Below are 23,995 nucleotides of genomic sequence, written 5' to 3'. Positions count from 1 at the left end.
TTAGTCATGTGTAATGGATAAATAGGTATTGATATGATTGAAATGAGCAGCAAATCCTATATAAGTCGATTGCATGTTTACATGCTGATGGGACTTATTCTGTTGATGCTTGCTTTACAGTCTAGCGCGTGGGCTGAGGTTGCAACAGCAACAAATGATGCTGAAGATGCGGTGGTAGTGGCTAAGATTACAGGTCAACAGCCAGCAGCACTGAACATTCCAAATGTGATGAGTTCGGATCGTCATGAAAAAAATAATGGAAGTCAGTCGAGTAATGTCACACAAACTTCAACATCACCGCCACAAGTGGAGAATGATCTGGCGGATGGTGAGTCTATTCGCGCAATACCAACGCTAAATCAACCGATTATAGACCAAGCCCATGTTTTATCTGCAACACAGAAGCAAGCCTTAGAACAAAAAATACGTCATTTGTATGATCAGGGTAAGGCTCAAATTGGGATTGTGATTGTACCAACCACAGGTCAAGAAAGTATTTTTGACTATGCTATGCGTGTTGCACAACAATGGCAATTGGGTTCGGCAAAGCAAGATAATGGCTTACTGATAGCCGTTGCTGTGAATGATCATCGTATACATATTGCGACAGGCTATGGTTTGGAAGGTGTTATTCCCGATATTATTGCTAGTCGAATTATTCAGAAGCAAATTACGCCTTTTTTTAAACAAGGGCAGTATGCTCAAGGTTTAGAGGCAGGTTTAGCTGAAATTGAACGAATTCTAAATTTAGACCCAGAGATTGCACAACAAGCAGCCGAAGAGTTAAAGCAGCATCAAGCGCAAGCACTACATGAACAACAGGCCAAAGAGCAAACTTTAACCACGTCTATAATTATTTTGATTGTAGGGATTTTTGCCTCTTTTATGATTGGTAATCGTTTAAGTGCTTCTGTTGCAGGAGTAACGGTGTTTGCTGCTGGTCTGATCTATGGTTCGGGTATTGTCATGAGTTTAGTTTTAGGCTTTGGTGTTTTTTTCTTACTGATTACCTCAGTGGCACAGCTTATTTTTCAAATATTTTTGTCTAGTGGTGGGCGCGGCGGCGGAAGAGGAGGTGGTTTTGGTGGTGGCGGCTACAGCGGTGGTGGTGGCGGATTTGGCGGCGGAGGAGCATCAGGCTCATGGTAACAACAACAGATACGACAGCAATTATAACTGAACCTAAATTGCAGGAAAAAATACAACCCAGTTTAAAGCGTTGGCTGAAACATTTTTTCTATTTGCCTGCATCAAAACGTTATTTTTCTAAACAAGATCAGGCTGCAATTGCTGAAGCAGTACAGCAAGCTGAGCAGGGGCATGTAGGTGAAATTCAAGTGGTGATCGAGGGGCATATTCCGAGTCATCAAGCCTATCATCAAAATGCACGAAGTCGTGCACAACAGTTATTTGCTGAATTGGGTGTTTGGGATACGGAACACAATAGTGGCATTCTGGTCTATTTAAATTTGTGTGAGCAAGCCGTGGAAATTATCATTGATCGCGGTATTAATACAGCCACTACACAACTCGCATGGCAAAAAATTTGTGATGAAATGATTGTGAATTTGAAGCAGAAAAAATATAGAGCCGCAGTGATCAAAGGGGTTTTGGATATTGGTCAAATTTTAGATCAGTTTTATGAACATAAAGTTATAGATAATTCTGATGAGTTATCAAATTTTCCTAAAATTATGAACTGAATCAAGTCTATGTGACAAGGAGTGTCACTTTTTTACAGAAAACTACTTTAAACAAACACAAAATTAAAAAAACTCTTGTATTTAAAAAGATAGGACATAGAATGATAATGTTTCAGTAGTTTTACGTTTTTTTCACAAGAATAAAACTGACCAGCTACATAAAAATGCTTGCAAAAGCAATAAAAATTTAAACATTGTGGAGAATGTTATGAAATTGGTACAAAAGGGTTTTACCCTTATTGAGTTAATGATCGTTGTTGCGATTATCGGTATTTTGGCAGCAATTGCGATTCCTGCTTATCAAGATTATATTACGCGTGGTCAAGTGTCTGAAGCTGTAACTTTAGCGGGTGGTTTGAAGACACCTCTAGCTGAATACGGTGCTGATAAAGCGGGATGGCCATCTAAATTGGTTGGCCCAAATGCTACACCTGGTGTTGGTGAAATTAATTCGACCTTAGTGGGTAAATACTCAACAGTGAATGATACTGTGACTGGTCAATATCCAGCAGGTGTGATTACTGCTAAAATGACTAATGGTAAAGCAGCTGCAGCAGGTAAAGAGACTTTAACTTATACTACTGATGATGGTGGTTCTACTTGGGCTTGTGGTAACACTTTAGTAGGTACTGCTCAAGGCGCTGGTACGACAATTGAGGTTAAATATTTACCAAATGCTTGTAAGCCTTAATAATTAATTATGGTGTTTAAAAAAGATCCTACGGGATCTTTTTTGTTTTTTAAAAAAATTAATGGAGTAGTGATAATTGAATTGGAAAAATCGTTTTTATGCGATGGGGGTGCATGCTTTATTTTCATTGGTATTGTTGAGCATTGCACTTATTTTGGTATTTAAACTTTGGTATCCTGCACCATTAGATCAGGCGATGGGCGTGACACAGGTATTTTGGGTGATTCTCGCAATAGATTTAATATTGGGGCCATTGCTCACCTTTGTAATATTTAATCCTAAAAAGAAAGAGTTAAAATGGGATTTGTTAATTATTGTATTGATTCAATTATCAGCCTATGTATATGGGCTGTACACTGTTGCTCAAGGCAGACCCGTTTGGCAGGTTTTTGTGGTGGACGATATAGAGTTGGTAAGAGCAATAGATTTAGACTCTACTTCAAAAAGAAAAAATGATAATGAATATCAAGCTAAGCTTTTTAGTCAGCCTCGTTGGGTTGCCGCTGTATATTCTTTAGATCCTCATGTTGCATCTCAGCAGAAACAAGATGAGATGTTTGGAAAGAGTCTTGCAAGTCGTCCAGAAACATATCAGTCATTACAAAATAGATCTGAACAGATTAAAGCAAAAGTTCAGAATTTAGATAATTTATTTAAATTTAATGCAAAAGCAGATGTTGAAAAAAAATTAAGTGCCTTTAATAATTTTAAAATCATAGGTTTTTTACCAGTAAAAAGTCTCTCGAAAGACATGGTGGTTTTAATTGGTGAGAATGCACAGCCAATAGCAATTATTGATTTAAGACCGTGGAGCTAATAAATAATGTTGTTTAAGTGACGATTATTGTCAAGTCTTCGCTAATTAAAAAAATTGTATGTATTTATTTCCTAGTATTTATTAATATTTTATCGCTGTTGATATACAAATAATGTTAAATGGCTAGGAAATTATAATGAAAGGTTTTACATTAATTGAATTGATGATTGTTGTTGCAATAATTGGTATTTTGGCAGCGATTGCTGTTCCACAATATCAAAATTATATTACGCGTGCTCAAGTATCTGAAGCTGTTGTTTTGGGTTCGGGAATGAAATCTGCATTAGGAGATTATGGTTGGAGTCGTGCAGCTTGGCCGACAAAATTAGTAGATCTTAATGCAGTAGCTTCGACGAATGAAATTAACGTTAATTTGGTAGGTAAGTACTCAAAAATGGATAATAAGGTTGTAGGGACATATCCTAGTGGTCAAGTTACAATGACAATGACAACTGGTATGGCAAATGGCCAAACTATATTGTTTCAAACTACTGATGGTGCTTCCACATGGACATGTACACCAGGAACATTGAACTCAAAGTATAGAAGTAATGCATGTAAGTAATGTTGCAAAGTGAAATTAAGTATTTTATATGGTAAATTGAAAAATATTATGTAGTTTATGTGGGAAATACTTATTTTATGATGATAGTTTCTATCGTTAATATTTTGAGATGTATAAGATATAGTTCAATTATTTAGTCAATAGTTAGTGTTAAAAATAGCCCAACAATATTTTTGTTGCTATGGAAAATAAAGTAGAATTTTTTGATTTACAATGCTATGAGATTAAAACTATTATCCCATGCCGAAATATAAACTGAGTGTATAATGTGCTCAGTTTTTTTTTAACTGAACTTCATGAAAGCTTACTTTCTTTACCTTTCAGCATTGCTCATTGCTACAGCATGGCTGCTTCCAATTCACCAAACGCCTTGGACAACATTTGAAAGTGAAATACTTACTTTTCTTTCAGGTTTGGCATTATTGGGTGCTTTTTTAAAACAAAAAATACAAATAGCGAAGCCACAGATTATTGCCAGCATAATTTTGATTATTCCATTATTACAGTGGCTATTTGGACAAATCCTTTATTTTAGCAATGCCTTATTGAGCTTTGTCTATATATTTGCATTTTGGTTGATGGTTGTGTTGGGTTATAACCTTTCAATCACAAGTCCTGCGCGAGAAAAAGTCATCAAAAACTGGAGCTTATTGGTACTCACCGTAGGCTTGATTTCGAGTTTAATTGCAATTTTGCAATGGTTGCAACTGAGCCATTATTTTTCCCCATATATGAATATTTTGAAAGGGAATCGACCTTTTGCAAATTTTGGACAGCCAAATAATTTAGCCACGTTTTTAACCTTGGGCACATTAGCCTGCTTATATTTTTATGAAAAGCGCATAGTTCCAAATGTGATACTTATTCCAAGTGCATTGATTTTAATATTTACCATTGCTTTGACCCAATCTAGAACATCATGGGTGGTTTGCTTATTTATATTGCTTTATTGGGGAGTGAAACAATATCAACAACCTAAACGTTTTGGTTGGATAAAGTTACTGGCATGGACGGCGATTTTTATTGGCTTTATTAGCTTCTTACCGAGTCTCAATCATCTACTTGAAGCTATTTCGAATCAGCAAATTGCAGAAACGGCATCTGTGGTTGAGCGAGCATCTTCAGGCTATTTACGCTTAGATATGTGGTCGCAAATGTTGGTTGCTATTTCGGAGCAACCTTGGTTAGGTTATGGATGGAATCAAACAGGGATTGCACAAATCACAGCATTTGATGTATATCCATCCCATGAGTGGATTAAAAGTGCGCATAATGTCATTCTTGATCTGTTGGTGTGGAATGGTATTCCAATCGGTGCATTGATACTTCTTTATTTAACGTGTTGGCTCTATTGGCTTAACAAAGGTGTACAAGACTTAGAGTCAGTGATTGCAATATTAATGGTCTGTGCCATTCTGATTCATGCTTTGCTTGAATTTCCGATTCATTATGCTTATTTTCTTTTACCCTTAGGTTTTTTATTGGGCGTGATTCAAGCACGATATGCGCGATTACCGTCAATAACTGTAAATGTATCGATTGTACGAGGCGTATTTATCCTTTCACTACTCTTGATTGCAGTAATATATCGAGATTACAACCTTTATAAGCAGCAAAGTTCGATTGTACTTAAAACACATCCACTAAGCTTAGAACAACAACAGGTCATGCAACAGAAAATCTGGTTGCTCGATCAATTTTCAGATCGGATTTGGTGGATTGGATTAGATCCCTTTACCAAGATGTCTAAACCACAATTGCAGCATGTGGGACGTATGGTTGCGAATACCGCTTCAAAATATGATCTATATAAATATGCGCAAGTGCTTGTGTTTAATGGCCAGTTTGATGAAGCAAAGCATCAATTATGGATCTTAAAAACTTTGCATGGTCAGCAACGTTCATTTGAAGAGCTTTTGAAAGCGCCTGTATCTAAATAGTATTTGCTTTACATTAGGTAATAAAAAATCCCCAAATGGGGATTTTTTTTGCCATGCTTATATCTGGCTTTGGATATAATTTTCAATACCCACATGTTCAACTAAATCAATTTGGGTGGTGAGCCAATCCCAATACTCTTCTTCTTTCTCTAAAATTTCTTGTACTAGATCGCGTGTCACATAATCTAAATTTTGTTCAGAAAGCGTGACGGCTAATTGAAGTGCTTCAATATTCTCTTTAACTTTACGCACATCACAATTCAAAACTTCTACAGTATGTTGACCAATATAAAGTTTGCCTAGATGTTGTAAATTCGGTAAACCTTCTAAAAATAGCACGCGTTCAATAATCTTATCGGCATGTTTCATTTGGCGAATAGATTCTTTATATTCTGCTGAACCTAATTGTTCAATTCCCCAGTCATTGAACATACGCGAATGTAGGAAATATTGGTTAATAGCAGTCAGGTGATGATAAAGAACCTGATTGAGTTGGTTGATGATGTCTCGATTGCCTTTCATGGTTAATACTCCATTTATTCACGCTGCCTTATCGCATAAGGCAATCTCTATTATTTACTCTAGATATCTTAATCAAGTTTATCTTGAGTTTCGAGTGATTTATGGAACAGCAAATGAAAATCGCAATCAAAAACAATTGTTATTGAATTTTGGACTAAAAATAACTGAGCTTTGAATGGTGATGCGGAGATAAAATGAGTTTAAGTTAACCTTAGGAGGATTTCATTGTGGCACTTTTATTCATGCGGCTATAGAAATGCGACCAGCAATCTCAGCCAGCTCTTGGTTGATGATGCTTTTTGCTTCTGGCGCACAACGTCCACAGCATGTTCCCAATTCAAGTAAATCACGAATTTCACGATAACTTTCAGCACCATTAGCAACAGCATCTTTAATATCTTGATCTGTGATACCACGACATAAACATACGTACATTTTTTGGGCCATAAGATTAAATGCGATATGTAATATTAGTGATAATTGTTATCACTTGTCAATAAAATTCATTTCAATTTATATGTGCGTTTATTGGACTTTTGAATAAAAAAATACCACCTGATCGGTAGTATTTAAAGTTAAAAATTAAACTATTGATTAATCATTAAATTATTAATTAATGATTGCAATACCATCCATTTCAACCAAAGCATCTTTAGGAAGGCTTGCAACTCCTAATGCTGCACGAGCAGGGTAGGGTTGAGCAAAATACTCTCCCATAATCTGGTTGACCAGTTGGAAGTGGGAAAGATCCGTTAAGAATATATTCAATTTTGCGATGTCTGCTAAAGAGCCACCTGCAGCTTCACACACGGCTTTTAAATTATCGAAAACACGACGAATTTGTGCATCAATTCCTTCAACCAGCTGCATACTGTAACAATCTAGTCCAATTTGTCCAGAAAGATAGAGTGTGTTTCCAGCTAAAATTGCTTGAGAATAGGTGCCGATTGCAGCAGGGGCATTTTCAGTATGAATCACTTGGCGGGACATCAATTTCTCCTTTTTCATCTGATTTCATCATAATGGAAGTGAGTGCGCCACGAAAGGTTTTCTTGTCTCTAAATTAACTGGCATGTGACACGGCGATAAGTGCAGCAGGCATATTTAAGCGAGAAATTCGTGGAAAACCAAGCAACATGCGTAACTCTCGGATAATTTGTGCAACTTGTTTGCGATTATGTACCACAATATTGACGTATGTTTTACCATCTTGAGATTGAACCATTTCAACCCCAGTTTTTGCTTTACGGCATTGATAAATTAAATCAGAAATCTGCTCATCATTCAGTAACATATCAATGCAGAGATAGGCGGTGAAGCTGACATCTTCGACTTCATCAGAAGTCCATTGCAAAGGCATGATATTTTCAGGATGCAAATGTTGTTCATGTAATAAATTATGGCAACGTGCACGGTGTACGATTAATCCGCGACGAGAGAGGTGACCTTGAATAGGGTCGCCTAAAACGGGATTGCAACAATGTGCATATTTAACATCAACACCCTCAGTGCCTTGAATAAGACGATCTGACAATATTGCATTATCATTATGGCCTTGCGCAAATAAATGATTGGCGACAAGTTGTGGAAGTAAGTCACCTACAGCAATTTGTTCAAATAAGGTTTCTTGGTTGGGAATGTGACGCCATTGCAGTAAATCAATCCAATCCTCTTCAGATAAATCATCGACTGAGCGGTTAAATAACTTTAATGCACGATTTAACGCTTGCTGGCCAACCAAACGTTGTTCTTCTATATCTTGTTCTTTCAGGATGTTTTGTAAGGCACGGCGCGCTTTTTGTGTATTAATGAAGCTGAGCCAATCGGGGTTCGGTGTAGCCAATACATCGGTAATAATTTCAACAACTTGTCCACTAGCTAATGGCGTGGAAAGAGCTTTGAGTTCACCATTTATTTTTGCACCAACAGCATGGTTGCCTAAAAATAGACTCGCTGAATATGCAAAATCAACCACAGTGGCACCTTGAGGTAATTCATGTAATTGACCATGTGGGGTATAAACCCAAATTTTTTCTTGATGTAAGTAATCGAGTAGGTCACTAAACGTGGTTTTAGCACAGGCACCATCTATGAGCACATTCAGGTTTTGCATCGAGGCTTGAATGGCTGAGCGACAAGCTTGCGGGGCATTTTCACCAAGCACCACACCAAAACGTGCTGCCTTACGCATTAATTCGGTTTGAATGGTCAAGGAAAGTGTCGTTTTTTCGCCTTTGAGTTTTAACATTAAGGATTGATTGCCACCAGGTAAAGGTTTGCGAATATGATCGGCATAATGTAAAACTTGAAAATTTTCTTTTAGGGCTTCAACCAAGCGATCACAATCGGCAATGCTTTGTAGAATAATTTCAAATGCGTGACTGTGGGTCAGTTCGTGTAGATTAATATCATTTTTAACAAAGTGGCGTAACAATTCAATATTATTGTCTTTCTTTTTAATACGACCTTGAATTTGATAAGTATTTAACAGGTCGGACAGGTTCTGTTCCCAAGTGGATTGATATTTACAGCGTTCTGGTTTGGTCTGTGCTAAGGATTGTTGAATATTGTTATACATATCCAAATCTAGATTTTGATAACACAAATGTTCTAAATTATCCGCCATTTCATTCATACCCACTAAACGTGCCATGGGTACAAAGATATCAAAAGTTTCTTGTGCAATTCGCGCACGTTTATCTGGACGTAAAGCGCCCAGTGTTGTCATATTGTGGTAACGATCGGCGAGTTTAATAATGATCACTCGAGGATCTTGCAAAGTGGCTTGGAGAATTTTTCTGAAAGATGCAGCTTTATTATATTCTTTATCGCTAGAATGGCTGAGTTTGGTTACACCATCGACCAGTTCAGCCACGGTTCGGCTAAATTTTTGGCTAATATCATCTTTGGTGAAATCGGTATCTTCAATGACGTCATGTAGCAAAGCAGCCATTAGGGTTTCGGCGTCAAGACGCATATGCGCCAAAATGCAGCTGACCGCAATCGGGTGTAAAATATAAGGTTCACCACTTTTACGGGTAATGCCAGAATGTGCCATATCAGCATAATCACAGGCTACAAGAACTCGCTCGACATCACTTGTAGGCAAGTATGCATCGATAATCATATTGAGCTGTTGCTTGGCTTTGCTGACCTCTTCACCTGGCATATAACACCTATATTCAATTTTTAATTTGACAAATTTTTTGCAATCTTTGAATGAAAATAAAATTGCACTACTGGTCAATTTTTTCAAAAAGAAATACTTTAATTTTTTTAACAAATATTTAGCGATTTGTCTAATGTTTCATATCAGATTCGCAAATAAAAAAGGCCTAGTCTGAAAACTAGGCCTTTTTTATTGGTTAAATCTTATTGAAAAGAAAAACCATCTAAATTCAAGCTATTTGCAGAAAGTGCTAAATCTAAGCTAGACGTTTGGTAATCTTGATCACGTTGTTTTAAAATATCTTTAGTGACATGGCCAGAGGCAATTTCACGTAAAGCAACAACAGTTGGTTTATCATTGTCCCATTCTACAGTTGGTTCAATACCTTGACGTGCCAATTGACGCGCGCGTTTGCTTGCCACTAGTACAAGCTCAAAGCGGTTGTCCACATGGTCTAAACAATCTTCAACGGTTACGCGTGCCATAAGAATTCTCGTTTGAATATAAATTTTTTAAATAGACTGCGCAGTATAAAATGCTTTCAGTATAGACTCAAGTTTTAATCGCGGTATTCATCAGGATTGTGGAGTGATGAGTTGTTGAATTAAGAGCTGATGGCGCTCGGCTTGCTGACTAAGCTTCAAGCGATTGGCATTAATGACGGATTCTAAATCGTGTAAAGCTTTATTAAAGTCATCATTAATAATGATGTAGTCGAAATTTACATATTGTTGCATATCTTCGACGGCACAACTGAGACGATGTTCAATCACCTCTACAGAGTCAGTACCACGATTCGATAAGCGTTGGCGTAAATCAAATTGAGTCGGCGGTAAGATAAAGATTTGCTTAGATTCAGGAAAAAGTTTACGAACTTGTTCGGCACCTTGCCAGTCAATTTCAAGTAAAACATCATGTCCTTTGGCCAATTGCTCTTTTACAGTCGCTTGAGCGGTACCATAATAGTTACCAAAAACTTCTGCAAACTCAATAAATCCACCTTGTTCAACGAGAGAAAGAAAAGATTCTTTGCTGGTAAAATGGTAGTGCACACCATCTAACTCACCAGGACGTTGCGTACGCGTAGTATGAGAAACAGAAACGTGTAAATTGCTGACACGTTCAAGTAGGGCTTTTACAAGAGATGTTTTGCCCGTTCCTGAGGCTGCAGAAACGACAAACAATAGACCCGACATGATATTTTTCCTGATATGATAAAATATCTTCTCTATTTTAAAGTAGACGAGTATCAAACAAAATAGCAACTTGCAATTTGTTTGTAGTTTTATCAATAAATTTATCTCAGAATTTAAGCGAAGGTTGAGGGCTTTATGGAAATTGTATTGGCGAATCCACGTGGTTTCTGTGCAGGTGTCGACCGAGCAATTGCGATCGTCAACCGTGCGCTTGAATGTTTTAATCCGCCTATTTATGTACGCCATGAAGTTGTGCATAATAAGTTTGTGGTCGATGATTTACGTCAGCGCGGTGCTATTTTTGTCGAGGAGCTCGATGAAGTTCCTGATGATAATATTGTAATTTTTAGTGCGCATGGCGTATCGAAAGCCGTTCAACAAGAAGCAGAGCGTCGTGGTTTAAAAGTATTTGATGCAACTTGTCCTTTGGTGACGAAAGTGCATATTGAAGTCACCAAATATGCACGTGAAGGTACTGAAGCCATTCTCATTGGTCATGAAGGTCATCCAGAAGTTGAAGGAACTATGGGGCAATATGACAAAAAGAATGGCGGCGATATTTATTTGGTAGAAGATGAGGAGGATGTCGCTTCTTTAAATGTACATCATCCTGAAAAAGTCGCTTTCGTGACCCAAACTACCTTATCGATTGATGATACTGCGAAAGTTATTGATGCTTTGCGTCGTAAATTCCCAAAAATTCAAGGTCCGCGTAAAGATGATATTTGTTATGCCACGCAAAATCGTCAAGATGCAGTGCGTGATTTAGCCAATCAATGCGATGTTGTTTTAGTTGTGGGTTCACCAAATTCCTCGAATTCTAATCGATTACGTGAGTTGGCCGAACGTATGGGGAAACATGCTTATCTGGTTGATAATGCCGATGAGCTTAAGCAGGAGTGGTTTAATACCGCTGATAAAATTGGGGTGACAGCAGGTGCATCCGCCCCAGAGATTTTAATTAAGCAAGTGATTCAGCGTTTACAAGACTGGGGTGCAACAGCACCACAAGAACTGAGTGGTCGTGAAGAAAATATTACATTTAGTTTACCTAAAGAGTTACGTATCTCTGTAATTCAGGCATAACTGTTAAAGAGGTAACACTCTCTTTAAATTCTTAATTTGACAGGTAATTGTATTTTGGCAATTATCTGTTTTTTTATGCCTTCTATCCTTTATGTGTTCAATTTGTAATTAAGTTAGGTATTATTTTTAATAGGGTAAAGTTTTGCTATTGGGGATCGGGATGCAAAAAAACAAAGGATTTACCTTGGTTGAGTTAATGGTAACCATTGCAGTATTGGCGATTATTGCCACGATGGCGGTTCCTTCTTTTAATCGACTTATATTGAGTCAGAAGTTAAATAGTAATACGCGGGCATTGGTCAGTGCATTTAATCTTGCAAAGTCACAGGCCTCGGTAATGAAGAGAACTGTAGCTGTATGTCCTAATAAAACTGTTGCTGGGGCAGCTTACACAAAAGATGATTGTGCGACGGCAGCGATTGTAAATTATACGACTACAACTGATCCAAAAGAAAAGGCAGATTTACTTGCAAATCAAGTGATCTTAGTAGCGATTGATTCTCGGGTAGATTTAAAATCTGGCAGTGCAACTCAAATTGTATTTAATGAAATAGGTTCAAGTGGGGCTCAAAAAACCATGAGTTTATGTGCAGGCAAAGAATTGCGAACGATAACTATTTTGCAATTAGGTAATGTGACCCAAACGACGGGAACTTGTTAAATGATAATAATAAAACATCAAAAGGGTGTTGGCTTGATGGAGGTTTTGGTCGCACTGTTATTACTGGCAATAGGTGTACTTGGTTATACGGTATTACAGTTAAGAGCAGTCGATGCCTCTTCAGAAGCACTTTCACGTTCACAGGGTATGCTTGTTTTAAGAGGGCTTGCTGAGAATATTCGAGCAAATCCAGATGGGCAGACAAGCTATCCAGCAGCAGTACGTGGATATACATCATTAACCAGTGCTCCTACAGCACCAGCGGCAAGTTGTTTGAACCCTTCAGTAAAATGTACGCCACAGCAAATGGCGATATATGATGCCTACAATACAGCCCAATCGGCTTTTGATATCGGTATGCATATTACGATGACAGATTGTCCAGGTGTATCTGCTGCACCAGTGAAACGCCAATGTTTATTTATTGCATGGGGTGACACAACCTTATCAGCAACGACTAGTACAGCTGATGTGAGTAATTGCATGTCAAGTGCTGGTATTTATACTGCAAACTCGAAATGTCTCATGATGGAGGCATACTGATGAATAAAAAGATGACTACATTGAATGTCGAAAAAGGTTTTACATTACTTGAATTAATGATTGCCTTGGTTTTGGGGCTTTTGGTTGCTGCTGCTGCAATTCAATTATTTATTGGTGGATTTTTGACTTCTCGTATGCAAGAAGCCAATGCGGAATTACAGAGTAGTGGTGTATTTGGGCTAGATTATATGGCTCGTGATATTCGTTTAGCCAATTTCGGAAATATTGTACGTCCAGATTTAAATGATCAAACGCCATGGGGCGGAATTGTGTTGACAGCGCTTGATGCAACCAATAACAAAACGAATATTCCCTATCCAGCAGCTGCACCATTTATTTCTTCAGGACTTCTAAGTCACAGTAAAGGGAATCAGGAAGATGTTAGTACTGTGAAAAATGAATGGCAAGGTTTATCCAATGTTGATTTAACAAGTGATCAACTCACCATTCAATTTGTTGCACCAAATGATATGGTGAATTGTGAAGGGCAGAATGTTCAGGAAGGGGATTATGTTATTCAGCGTTATTTTTTGAGACGTGATCCAGCCGATGCAACATCAGGAGTTAATTTTGGTCTTGCATGTGATGCTAATACCCCAACAGCATTAGGAGCGAATCCAATAGCAAAACCAACGACTATTACAGCTTTTGGTGATGCTGGACAGATTATTATGCCACGTGTGGATCACTTTACTGTCCAATTTGGAACGCGTGACAGTAATAATAATTTAGCCTATTACACGATTAATCAATATCGAGCAGCAGCAAATACAGCAAGAGCAAAAACACCTGCCGAAGAACCACCACGGATAGTATTGGTGAAAATGGCCGTTCTTGTGCGTTCATTAGATGATACTAAAAATAAAAATATTGATTTAACGAAAAAAATATTAATTTTGAATCAAAGCGTTACGCTTAATGATGCCAAAACACAGTATGCGCGCCGAGTTTATACAACATCAGTTGCTATGCGAAATGGTTTGGGGGTACCTCGATGAACTCAAATTCTAAAATGAAAATGCATCACCAGCGTGGAGCAACCTTAATAGTTGTTTTAATTATGTTAGTGCTGATTACGATTATGGGGATTATGGGAATTCGTACAGCGATGACATCGTTGAATATTGCGACGAATAGTCAGGTTGGACAGCTTTTATCTCAAACAGGGGATACTCCAAGTAATTATTTTTTGAATGTGTCAGATTATGGACACTTAACGCAAATAACTACCGCCGTAGGTCAGGCAATTGCATTACACAAAGCAAGTCCTGGTAAAGAGGTTGTCTTTTGTTATAAGCCAACTTCGAAAGAAATTGTGGATAGTGCATTTGACACGACCGTTTTAATTCCACCAGATGAGACTGTAGCTTCAGATACTAAAGCGACTATTGATTCAGTTTATAACAATCGTAGTGGGTTTTGTGATTTAACAAAAGATTTTGGCAGTTCGCGCGAAGCTGTGGTGACTCAAGTTGCTGTTAAAGTAATTTCAGAACCGAGCGCTGCAATTGGTGCTGACCTTGAAAGAGGATCTGATCAGTCAGTAGGAGCAACTGTTGCAAAAGATAAAGTTGAAGCTCGTATTCGTATTACTTCGACTGCCATTATGCCAAGTTTTTCTCGTAATAATATTGAAGAAATTCAAAAGTGTATTGGTAGCTCGGCAACAGTAGGCTATATCAATGATAATCTTGCTAAAGAATTAAAGGGGAAACAGACTATGGCTGGCTGCCTAGTTGGAAAAGGTGTTCCAGTCAGTACTCAAGTCCAAGAAATGGAAATGAGATCCCGTGATATTCAAGTTGAAGCACCTTAAAAGGTGGGAGAACAATGATGAAAAAACAGAAAAATAGGTTCGTTCTTGAAACTAAAATGACGCAATTAAGTCGAGGAATTTCTTTTGTTTCCGCTTTTGTTGGTACAACACTGATTGCTTCTTCGGTAGTTCAGGCAAGTGATTTACAGATTTATGCTAATCCTACCGCTGGTAAAAAAACGATTGTGATGATGTTGGATACTTCTGGAAGTATGGGAGGGGGCGATAGCGGTCAGACTGGATCACGAATAACACGATTGAAAAATGGTATGAATGCATTTTTGGATAGTAATAATCCCACGTTAAAAGACGTTCGAGTTGGGTTGGGGCATTATTCAGTCGGTGGTGATGGTAAGACTGCTCGGATTTTAGTGGAAGCCAAAACTTTAGATGAGGTTGGTTCTGCACAGCGAGTAAAATTAAAAGATGCAGTCAAAAACTTAACAGCCTCTGGTGGTACGCCCACAGCACATGCTTATGCTGAGGCAGCAGCTTATTTAATGGGAACTACAACCTTACGTAAGTACGAATATAATGTAGGGAACTCAGTTGTTCCTGTTTATTTTTATGCCAGTGGAGATTGGTATGTTTGTGACACCATTCAGGGGGATAAATGTTCGAGTTGGACTGCATCATCCACACCACCTGCTGCAGAGCTAGGTACAAATTCAAAAAGTTGTACAGTGATAATGAATGGCAAAAATAGCAAGGGAACTTGTTATAGTAAAACAGGTGCTTTTACACTAAATCCGCCTGTGAATAGTGGGTTTTATGCTTCTGATTCTTCTGTAAAGAATTCGTATAATTATATTTCTCCTCTACCTGCTCCGGCAGATCGGGTAACTTGTGATGGACAAGGTGTGTATGTCTTGTCCGATGGTGAGGCGAATGGTTCGAGTGCATCAGAAGCGAATGCATTAATGTCCACAACATTGAGTAATAATGGCGCAGGATTTTCATGTCCAACAACTGGTGGATTAGTTTCAGGTACAGATGCTGCCTGGAATTGCATGGGTGAATATGCAAAAAAATTATTTGATAAAAATAGTAATCCGGCTGGGATATCTATTCAGACCGCATTTGTTGGTTTCGGTAGTGACTTTAATACCTTAACTGATACTCATGTTCAGCAGGCATGTAAATTAAGTTCAAGAACGCAGCCGGATCGTACAGGAGATGATGCTTGCTCTCCTGGTCAGAATGGATCACTTGCATTGACATATCCAGGATATGGCAATGGGGGGTTCTTTAAGACACAATCTCAACAGGGCGTGACTGATAGTGTTATTGCATTTATTAATAATCTGGGCAAAGCGCCTTTAGAACCATTGACGACTGGTGCAATTTCTGTGCCGGTGGATAATTTAAATCCATCAGGTTTACAACCCTATGGTTATTTACGTGGTTTAGAGCCTAACCCACAGGGTACTGATCTTGCTTGGGCTGGTAACTTGAAAAAATATCAAGTTATACAAAAGGGAGCTAACGCAGGTGCTTTTGCCGCAGCAGATGGAGCTACATTAGTTTATGATAAACAGGGTGGCTTTAACACAGGAACTAAAGACTTATGGAACAATAGTAGTGTCTATAGTGGGAACAATTATAATGATGGAGGGATTATTCGTCTAGGTGGAGCATATTCTAAAGTTCCTATGCCAATTCTTGGGCAAGCAGAAGACCTCAAAATTAAACCGCCACAATATGCATATGCAGCAAATGCAAATGCGGTGCGAAACTTATTTACTGATGTAAATGCAAATGATGCTGCGAATTTAACAAATGCTGGTAATAATACGAGTCTGTTAAAAGTTCCAGGTGGAACGATTCCAACTAGTGGAGCAGCAGCATATGTACTCTCTCAATTTAAATCGCAAACGACTTTAAAAGATTTTCCTGTTTTAACAAAAATTAAATTACTGAATTATCTTGGATTTAGCATCCCTTATGATGAGACAGCAACTAAACTGCCTGATACGCTAGAAATACCTAAAGCACCACATTTGGCGATGGGCGGAAGTATCCATTCATTACCTGTACAGTTGACATATTCAGGTACTTTGGATGAAACAGGTACTTTAACCAATACTCGCAATCAATCGGTTCTGTATGGAACGATGGATGGTGGCTTACATATAGCGGATAGTCAGACTGGTCAAGAACAGATGGTTTTTGTGCCTGCTGAACTTTTAAGAAGTAAATTAGGTTCTAAGGCATTAATCAAAGGTCAGACCGATGATAATTCACCTGTATCAGGTACAGATGGGGCATGGATTTCTGACTCTACTTATAAAACTCAACGTGGTTCTTCATCAGCTGAGACCAGTACAGTAAAAGCACTGACCATGAATATTTATGGTGGTATGCGCATGGGGGGCGGGAGTTACTATGGCCTTGATGTCCTCAATCCTGCAAGTCCTAAGTTATTATTCAGATTGGGAGCAGATGTTACTGGATTTAGCCGTATGGGGCAGTCATGGTCCAAGCCAGTATTGGCTAATGTCCGTTATCAAGGCAAAAACCGTCGGGTCATGATTGTCGGTGGTGGCTATGACCAATGTTATGAAAATCCAAGATTTGCTCTAAATACGAAAGTTTCAGATACAGATTTTCCTGATACAACTTGTAATAGTAAAACTCAGGCGCAAGGTAATGCCGTGTATATGGTTGATGCGACAACAGGTGAGTTAATCTGGTCTACAACCTATAGTGCGAACTCAGCAGATGGTGATAAAAAATATCTTCTACATAGTATTGTCAGTCGTATTGGTGCAATAGATCGCGATGGTGATGGTCTAATTGATAACTTGTATTTTGGTGATCTAGGTGGGCAGGTATTCCGTGCTGATTTTGATAACTATCAAACTCAAACAGGCTCAAGCTATAGTAATTTTGGTGTGCGTGTTGCACGAATTGCGAATTTAGCGAGTAACGATACTACAAATAATAAGTGGGATTATACTGGTAGCAAAGCACCTCGTTTTTATGAAGCACCAACACTAACAATTCATGATGAAGGTGCGAATACATTCCTAGTAGTTGGTCTTGCTTCAGGGAATCGAAGTACACCTTTGGATGTTGTGCCAACAGTTGGGCGTGAAAAGTTATTACCAACCACAGCACTCAATGACCGCTCAGTTAATAATGTTTATGGTTTGATAGACCGAGATTTTATAAATCCAGCACTGATGAAATCTACTGCAAGTTTAAAAACAGTTGCTATTACTTTAGATAAATTACAACAAAACCCACAACTATTGACTGGTCTAGTTGCTAATAAATTCTTTGGTTCTAGTAGTAGCATTAAAGAGGGATGGTATCGCTCCTTATCGAGCATGAGTACTGGTGCTGAACGAGGTGGTACGGCATTTCGTGTGGCTGGCGGTATGAAAGCCTATGAAGAGCCATTTGCAATAACTGGAAATCTTATTATTCCAGTCTATGATCCTCAAGGTACGGGAATTGCGGATCAAGATCCATGTAAGCCAAGAATCGTCGGCGAAACTGACCGTCAGAAGTACTGCTTGCCATTTGGAGCCTGTTTAAAATCTGATGGAACGGTAGACAGTGGGCCAGGTGGTCGTGAAAGTAAAACAGGCTTCCAAACTAAAACAACAGACTGTCCTCCTGGGGTGGCTGAGTGTAACAGTGATCCAATCGGTTCGGGGATTCGTGGTTTAGCACTTGCTCCAATTGCCGGTCCGGGAGCATGCTCAGATAAAACACTCACTGGTAATGAAAAGGGAACTGGAAAATGGAGCTGCCAGCAGATTATTAATCCAACACGATGGTATGATAAATGGATCAAATAAACCCTGAGTTCAGCTCATCTATTGTCCAGTCCACTTATTTAAAGGTAAGTGGACTTAAAAAAGCTCAACAAGGATTTACCCTTGTTGAGCTAATGGTCGTGGTGGTCATTATTACAATTTTTGCTGTAATTGCGATTCCTTCATATCAGGAGTATGTAAGGCGTAACCAAGCATCCGCTGCGGAACAAGAAATCCAAAAAATTGCGGAACAATTGGAGCGATTTAGAGCTAAAAATTTTACTTATCGATGTTTTGATCCTAAATATTTATATGGCGGCACGATCAGTATTAATGGAAGTAATCGATGTAAAAATGACGATCCTTTAGTCGAAGTGAACTTACCTCAAGGAGCAACAGGTACCAATATAAAATATGTCATTACAATTATGGATTTACAAGATACTAGTAAAAAGTTGACAGATGATGCAGCTTTGGGGCGCAGTTATGCTATAAAAGCATTGTCTAAAGACGCAAATAAAAATTATACCTATTTGCTGACCAGTGTTGGATTACGTTGTAAAAATAAAACATCAGCTAACGTAGCATATACAGACTGTGGTGCTCCAACTAACGGAATGGAGAGCTGGTGATGAATCAAAAAGGTTTTACACTTGTGGAACTGATGATTGTAGTTGCAATTATTGGAGTTTTGACGGCTATTGCTTATCCAAGTTATCAGCAATATGTAATTAAAACAAAACGAGTCGATATGCAGTCTGCAATGATGCAAATTTCTCGAAATCTTGTAAATTATAAGATGGCTAATAATAATTTTTCAGGTCGTACGGTTGCTAATGTATTTGGCGGTGCTGTATATCCGACATCCGGCCCTGTACTATATGATCTGGCTTTAACGGATATTGATGGTACGCAACCTTTAACAGCAACAGCTGCCAAAGTGAATACCTGGCTACTAATTGCTACTCCAACAGGTGCACAGACTGGAGATGGACATCTTATCTTGAATCATCGTGGAGAGCGATGTTGGACGAAAGGTTCTGATAAAAACGGTGGTACTGCTTGTGTCCCATCTGCTGCTACAAATTGGGACGGCAACTAAGTTCCAAATTCAAAACTGTGGATAAATAAATTTTGATCTTCCTTTCATAGAAAATATAACGTAAAATATTGCCCTCTATGAAAGGGGTTTGAAATGCTACCGATGGTCGGTACAGGGATAATCCGTAAAAACTATAAGGTTCTATCATGGTCGTAATTCGTCTAGCACGCGGTGGTGCTAAAAAACGTCCGTTCTATCAAGTTATTGTAACTGATAGCCGCAATGCGCGTGACGGTCGTTTCATCGAACGTATCGGTTTCTTTAACCCTACAGCTCAAGGTCAAGCAGAAAAAATTCGTTTAGATGCTGATCGTTTTGCTCATTGGGTTGCTCTAGGCGCTCAACCGTCTGAACGTGTTGCTTCTTTAGCTGCTCAAGCTAAGAAAGCTGCAGCTACTGCATAACTACTTGTAGTAGGAAAGCCCATGACACCAACACAGAATGTTCCCGAAGATCGTATTCAGATTGGACAGTTACGTTCAGCATATGGATTAAATGGGTGGCTCTGGATCTATTCCAATACAGAACCTATGAGCAACATCTTTGACTATCTTCCTTGGTACATTGAGACCAAAGAAGGTTGGCAGAGTGTAGATGTAAAACGTTGGAAACCGCATGGCAAAGGCTTAGTTGTTTCGCTTAAGGGTGTGAGTGATCGCACTGGAGCGGATAGCTTGGTTGGAACCAATGTTTGGATTTCTCAATCGCAACTTCCGAAAGCAGGAATGGATGAGTTTTACTGGACAGATTTGAAAGGCTTAACAGTGTTAGGTTTGGATGATACTGAACAAGAAGTAAATCTCGGTAAAATCTATGAAATGTTTGAGACAGGTGCTAACGATGTGATGGTGGTTCACGCAACACCTGATAGCGTTGATGCTGAAGAGCGTATGATTCCATGGCATAAAGATGTGGTACAGCGTGTTGATCTAGAAGCTGGTCGTATTTACGTTAATTGGGGCGTAGATTACTAATCCTTAACAGGATTAATGCATTCGGAAAATAGAGGAGTCTGCGATGTTTTTTGCAGTCATTACGCTTTTTCCTGAAATGTTTGAAGCGATTACAGCCTACGGTATTAGCGGGCGTGCAGCAAAACGTGACATTGTACAAGTAACTTGTATTAATCCTCGTGATTATGCTGAGGGCAACTACAAACGAGTGGATGAACGTCCATTTGGTGGTGGTCCAGGTATGGTGATGATGGCTGAGCCTTTGTCTCAAGCAATCAAACATGCCAAAGAGCTTGCTTCGCGAGCAGGATGCGTTCATGTTCCTGTGGTGTATATGTCCCCACAAGGAAAGACCTTAAATGAAGCTGCAGTACAACAGTTTGTCGAATATGATGGATTGATTGTGCTTTGTGGGCGTTATGAAGGTGTTGATGAGCGTTTGATCCAGCAATATGTTGATCAGGAATGGTCGATTGGTGATTACGTATTATCGGGTGGCGAGCTTCCTGCGATGGTTTTATTGGACAGTATTATTCGGAGACTTCCGGGTGCAATGTCTGATGAACAATCACACGTGCAAGACTCATTTGTGGATGGTCTTTTAGATTGCCCACAATATACTAAGCCTGATCATTTTGAGGGTTTGGATGTGCCTGAGGTTTTGAAATCTGGGCATCATGCCAATATTGAAAAATGGCGTTTTGTGCAGCGTTATCAGCGTACGCTTGAGCGTCGTCCAGAGTTGGTCGACAAGGTGGAACTGACAAAGCAGCAGAAAAAATGGCTTAAAGATATAAATATTTAAATTTAATTTAAATATTCTTTAATAGGCTCTTTATTGATTGAGATGGTCAATAATAAAGAGAAAGATAATCGGGTATATGCGCTTAGCCTCTATACCTAGCGATGATTAGACCTCTTCTGACTCGCACTTTGGAGATACCCCCATGAGCGGTAAGCATCCTTTAGTACAAATTATTGAAAATGCGCAATTAAGAACTGATCTACCTGCATTTGCACCAGGTGATACAGTTATTGTTTCTGTAAAAGTTAAAGAGGGCGATCGTGAACGTCTTCAGGCTTTCGAAGGTGTGGTAATTGCGATTAAAAACCGTGGTTTAAACTCTGCATTTACAGTACGTAAAATTTCGAGCGGTGTTGGTGTTGAACGTGTTTTCCAAACACATTCTCCAATCGTAGCTAAAGTTGAAGTTAAACGTCGTGGTGCTGTTCGTCGTGCTAAACTTTATTACCTACGCGAATTGTCTGGTAAAGCTGCACGTATCCGTGAAAAATTACCAGCTCGTAAAGTTAAAGCTTAATTTTAAGTTTTATACGAGTCAAAAAATGCGCCTTAAAGGCGCATTTTTTTTATTTCTAATTTTTTATAAACCTTCAAGTTTTAAACGATTGGCCTGTTGCCGATACTGAGCCACAGGATCAGGCGAGAACAGGGCACGTAATCCAAGAATTTGATTGACTTGATCTAAGTGACTTTGATCATAATTATCACGAATGACTTGCCCCAAATGGGTATTACATCGACTGACTAAGCCATCATTATCTCTATTCTTATAAGATAATGGGGCTAATTGAGAGATGGCACTATCTACAACATCAAAAATATTGGTGACTTGTGATGTGCCTGTCCATGAATAATGATACACACCATTATTGGTAATTTTTTGACCCTGACTACAATCTTTGGGAATGGCGGCACTTGGGTATTGAGCATTAAATTCTGCTGCACCTTGTTCACTGATACTTTTTAGTGAGTGCTCCAAATTATTGGGCAAGCTGGGATTGCCTTCCAGTAAGCTGGTCACGGGTGCAAGAATATATTGCCCGACAATCGTCAATAGTGTTTTAGCGGTAGTGTTATTTAAAATATCATCGGCTACTTTTGAGCCTTTGATCGTTCCAGCCACTGCGGTCAGTGAAGCGACTTTTTCTGGGGCAACAATTTCAATATAGCGAATCGTTGGTCCTCCATGGCTATGACCAATTAAATTAACTTTTGTAGCACCGGTGATGGCCAGTACTTCATCCACTTGCTGTAACAATTGTTCACCACGCAGTTCTGTACTTTCTAAGGGTGAAACTTGTGTGGCAAATACCGTGGCTCCATTGCGAGCTAAATCAGGTAAGACTTGATAAAAATAATCAATGCCAAAGCTTGCCGTACCTAAGCGAGTAAAACCAAACATGCCATGATTAAATACAATTGGATATTTGGTTCTTGCATAATTTGATGTAACCAGTGAACTTTTGACATTTTGTAAATTGGTTGCGAATGTGGTTGATGCAGAAAATCCGCAGATCAGTGTGATGAGTGAGATTTTAAAGATATGGTTCACAATATTTCCCTTTTGAATTTTTAGTTTTGCATTTTTAAAATTATTGAGGCATCTAGATGCTCAATGGGCTGATAAAATATTTTATAGACCTTGTAGTTTTAAGCGGTTGGCATGTTGTCGGTAAACAGAAACTGGATCAGGAGAGAACAAGTAATCCCGTAATCCTAAAATTTGATTGACCTCATCAAAATGATTCCAACGATAGTCATCACGAATAGTTTTCCCTAGCTTGCTACTGCATTTACTGACTAGGCCATCATTGGCTTTACCACTAAATGCAACCGGTCCTAATGCCGTCAGTGCAGTATCTGGATCAAGTAAATTGGTTGTATTCGCAATACCTGTCCATGAATAGAAATAAATTCCTTTGGCTTGAGCAGCACCATCTGCACAGGACGTTGTTGGCATACCAAGGGGAAATTTGGTGTTGTAAACCATGACTCCAGCTTGTGACATACTATAAATAGATGCTTTAAAGTCTGAGGGTAAATTGGATTGTTGTGCAAAATTGATAACAGGAGCGACGAGAGTATTCACCACCTGTGCCAATAGACCGGTGAGCAGCGGTGTATTTTGAACTAAATCGGCAACAGCAGAACCACCATTCACACCAGCGACGGAGCTAACGGAAGCCACTAAATCAGGGCGAATACCTGAAATGTAACGTGCAGTTGGCCCACCATGACTGTGGCCAATTAAATTCACCTTGGGTTGTCCTGTTAAGGCAATCACTTCTTCAACTTGTTGCAATAATTGTTCCCCTCGAACCTCAGTAGATTCTAAAGGTGAAACCTGAGCAGCGTAGGCAGTCGCACCATGACGAGCTAAATCGGGTAAAACTTGATACCAATAATCAAGCCCAAATTCGGCATTGCCCAAGCGATTAAACCCAAACATACCGTGTGCAAATACAATCGGATATTTAGTTTGGGCATAGTTATCGGCCACATAAGATGTCGTGGCTTTTTGTAGACCAGCAGCGGCAGTGCTGTGTTGATAGCTTAAACATGTCAGCAGTCCTGCGACGAGTATTCTTGCTTTCATTTTTATTCCTTAATTTTGTTTTTGTTTGAATGATAAAAGCGTTGTTTGTTGTACCTCCTGATC

Annotated in this window: 26 protein-coding genes; 18 read left to right on the top strand and 8 right to left on the bottom strand. The window is 39.0% G+C overall.

The window, feature by feature from the left end:
- The first annotated feature begins 33 nt into the window (after positions 1–33).
- From B9T28_RS00495 to B9T28_RS00470, 6 genes are all read left to right on the top strand, one after another.
- Positions 34–1,149: a TPM domain-containing protein gene (locus B9T28_RS00495; RefSeq protein ID WP_086202018.1), complete on the top strand. Its 1,116-nt coding sequence runs from the start codon at positions 34–36 to the stop codon at positions 1,147–1,149.
- Positions 1,143–1,703, top strand: coding sequence for a TPM domain-containing protein (locus tag B9T28_RS00490; protein WP_086202017.1), 561 nt, complete (start codon positions 1,143–1,145; stop codon positions 1,701–1,703). The genes B9T28_RS00495 and B9T28_RS00490 overlap by 7 nt, the downstream gene beginning before the upstream one ends.
- A gap of 208 nt (positions 1,704–1,911) precedes the next feature.
- Complete coding sequence (locus tag B9T28_RS00485) at positions 1,912–2,394, top strand: pilin (RefSeq protein WP_086202016.1); 483 nt, start codon at positions 1,912–1,914, stop codon at positions 2,392–2,394.
- A gap of 76 nt (positions 2,395–2,470) precedes the next feature.
- Positions 2,471–3,211: a TfpX/TfpZ family type IV pilin accessory protein gene (tfpZ, locus tag B9T28_RS00480; protein WP_086202015.1), complete on the top strand. Its 741-nt coding sequence runs from the start codon at positions 2,471–2,473 to the stop codon at positions 3,209–3,211.
- 136 nt (positions 3,212–3,347) lie between these two features.
- On the top strand, positions 3,348–3,776 hold the full coding sequence (locus B9T28_RS00475; protein WP_086202014.1) for a pilin: 429 nt from the start codon (positions 3,348–3,350) through the stop codon (positions 3,774–3,776).
- Positions 3,777–4,072: 296 nt separating this feature from the next.
- Positions 4,073–5,716 (top strand): O-antigen ligase family protein, encoded by a 1,644-nt coding sequence (locus B9T28_RS00470; RefSeq protein WP_086202013.1) that lies wholly within the window; start codon positions 4,073–4,075, stop codon positions 5,714–5,716.
- Positions 5,717–5,773: 57 nt separating this feature from the next.
- Here B9T28_RS00470 and bfr read toward each other — a convergent pair whose 3' ends face one another.
- From bfr to gmk, 6 genes are all read right to left on the bottom strand, one after another.
- Entirely contained in the window at positions 5,774–6,238 is a 465-nt protein-coding gene (gene bfr / locus B9T28_RS00465; RefSeq protein ID WP_086202012.1) for a heteropolymeric bacterioferritin subunit Bfr, read from the bottom strand.
- A 240-nt stretch (positions 6,239–6,478) separates the two neighbouring features.
- Positions 6,479–6,673 carry a bacterioferritin-associated ferredoxin gene (locus B9T28_RS00460; RefSeq protein ID WP_086202011.1) on the bottom strand — a complete coding sequence of 65 codons (195 nt, stop codon included), beginning with the start codon at positions 6,671–6,673 and terminating at the stop codon, positions 6,479–6,481.
- Between the two features lie 174 nt (positions 6,674–6,847).
- A complete protein-coding gene (locus B9T28_RS00455; RefSeq protein WP_086202010.1) occupies positions 6,848–7,228 on the bottom strand; it encodes a RidA family protein in 381 nt (126 codons plus the stop codon).
- A gap of 73 nt (positions 7,229–7,301) precedes the next feature.
- Entirely contained in the window at positions 7,302–9,407 is a 2,106-nt protein-coding gene (locus B9T28_RS00450) for a RelA/SpoT family protein (protein ID WP_086202009.1), read from the bottom strand.
- A gap of 203 nt (positions 9,408–9,610) precedes the next feature.
- The gene (rpoZ, locus tag B9T28_RS00445) at positions 9,611–9,892 is read right to left on the bottom strand and encodes a DNA-directed RNA polymerase subunit omega (RefSeq protein WP_086202008.1); all 282 of its coding nucleotides are present in this window, start codon (positions 9,890–9,892) and stop codon (positions 9,611–9,613) included.
- Between the two features lie 90 nt (positions 9,893–9,982).
- A complete protein-coding gene (gene gmk, locus B9T28_RS00440) occupies positions 9,983–10,603 on the bottom strand; it encodes a guanylate kinase (RefSeq protein WP_086202007.1) in 621 nt (206 codons plus the stop codon).
- A 135-nt stretch (positions 10,604–10,738) separates the two neighbouring features.
- Between gmk and ispH the strand changes: the two genes are divergently transcribed.
- The 12 genes from ispH (at position 10,739) to rplS (ending at position 21,853) form a co-directional block, all read left to right on the top strand.
- On the top strand, positions 10,739–11,689 hold the full coding sequence (gene ispH / locus B9T28_RS00435; RefSeq protein ID WP_086202006.1) for a 4-hydroxy-3-methylbut-2-enyl diphosphate reductase: 951 nt from the start codon (positions 10,739–10,741) through the stop codon (positions 11,687–11,689).
- 160 nt (positions 11,690–11,849) lie between these two features.
- A complete protein-coding gene (locus tag B9T28_RS00430; protein WP_086202005.1) occupies positions 11,850–12,350 on the top strand; it encodes a GspH/FimT family pseudopilin in 501 nt (166 codons plus the stop codon).
- Positions 12,351–12,893 carry a type IV pilus modification protein PilV gene (gene pilV, locus B9T28_RS00425; RefSeq protein WP_086202004.1) on the top strand — a complete coding sequence of 181 codons (543 nt, stop codon included), beginning with the start codon at positions 12,351–12,353 and terminating at the stop codon, positions 12,891–12,893.
- Complete coding sequence (locus tag B9T28_RS00420; RefSeq protein WP_252053398.1) at positions 12,893–13,891, top strand: PilW family protein; 999 nt, start codon at positions 12,893–12,895, stop codon at positions 13,889–13,891. Before pilV ends, B9T28_RS00420 begins: the two co-directional genes overlap by 1 nt.
- Entirely contained in the window at positions 13,888–14,709 is an 822-nt protein-coding gene (locus tag B9T28_RS00415) for a pilus assembly PilX family protein (protein WP_086202003.1), read from the top strand. The genes B9T28_RS00420 and B9T28_RS00415 overlap by 4 nt, the downstream gene beginning before the upstream one ends.
- Positions 14,710–14,765: 56 nt before the next feature.
- The gene (locus B9T28_RS00410; protein ID WP_434057113.1) at positions 14,766–18,518 is read left to right on the top strand and encodes a VWA domain-containing protein; all 3,753 of its coding nucleotides are present in this window, start codon (positions 14,766–14,768) and stop codon (positions 18,516–18,518) included.
- Positions 18,506–19,108, top strand: coding sequence for a type IV pilin protein (locus B9T28_RS00405; RefSeq protein ID WP_086202002.1), 603 nt, complete (start codon positions 18,506–18,508; stop codon positions 19,106–19,108). The genes B9T28_RS00410 and B9T28_RS00405 overlap by 13 nt, the downstream gene beginning before the upstream one ends.
- Entirely contained in the window at positions 19,108–19,578 is a 471-nt protein-coding gene (locus B9T28_RS00400) for a type IV pilin protein (RefSeq protein ID WP_171263421.1), read from the top strand. Before B9T28_RS00405 ends, B9T28_RS00400 begins: the two co-directional genes overlap by 1 nt.
- Positions 19,579–19,724: 146 nt before the next feature.
- Positions 19,725–19,982 (top strand): 30S ribosomal protein S16, encoded by a 258-nt coding sequence (gene rpsP, locus B9T28_RS00395; protein WP_086202000.1) that lies wholly within the window; start codon positions 19,725–19,727, stop codon positions 19,980–19,982.
- Between the two features lie 21 nt (positions 19,983–20,003).
- Positions 20,004–20,552, top strand: coding sequence for a ribosome maturation factor RimM (rimM, locus tag B9T28_RS00390; RefSeq protein ID WP_086201999.1), 549 nt, complete (start codon positions 20,004–20,006; stop codon positions 20,550–20,552).
- A gap of 43 nt (positions 20,553–20,595) precedes the next feature.
- Positions 20,596–21,336: a tRNA (guanosine(37)-N1)-methyltransferase TrmD gene (gene trmD, locus B9T28_RS00385; RefSeq protein ID WP_086201998.1), complete on the top strand. Its 741-nt coding sequence runs from the start codon at positions 20,596–20,598 to the stop codon at positions 21,334–21,336.
- A 142-nt stretch (positions 21,337–21,478) separates the two neighbouring features.
- Positions 21,479–21,853, top strand: a complete 375-nt coding sequence (rplS, locus tag B9T28_RS00380) for a 50S ribosomal protein L19 (protein WP_068889114.1) — start codon at positions 21,479–21,481, stop codon at positions 21,851–21,853.
- Positions 21,854–21,916: 63 nt separating this feature from the next.
- Here the strand turns inward: rplS and B9T28_RS00375 are convergent, their stop codons facing one another.
- Entirely contained in the window at positions 21,917–22,879 is a 963-nt protein-coding gene (locus tag B9T28_RS00375) for an esterase/lipase family protein (RefSeq protein ID WP_086202538.1), read from the bottom strand.
- A gap of 90 nt (positions 22,880–22,969) precedes the next feature.
- Positions 22,970–23,932: a lipase family alpha/beta hydrolase gene (locus B9T28_RS00370; RefSeq protein WP_086201997.1), complete on the bottom strand. Its 963-nt coding sequence runs from the start codon at positions 23,930–23,932 to the stop codon at positions 22,970–22,972.
- Between the last annotated feature and the right edge of the window lie 63 nt (positions 23,933–23,995).

Origin of the sequence: Acinetobacter silvestris (assembly GCF_002135235.1) — a bacterium.
Taxonomy (GTDB): domain Bacteria; phylum Pseudomonadota; class Gammaproteobacteria; order Pseudomonadales; family Moraxellaceae; genus Acinetobacter; species Acinetobacter silvestris.
This window is presented reverse-complemented; position numbering and strand designations above follow the sequence as displayed.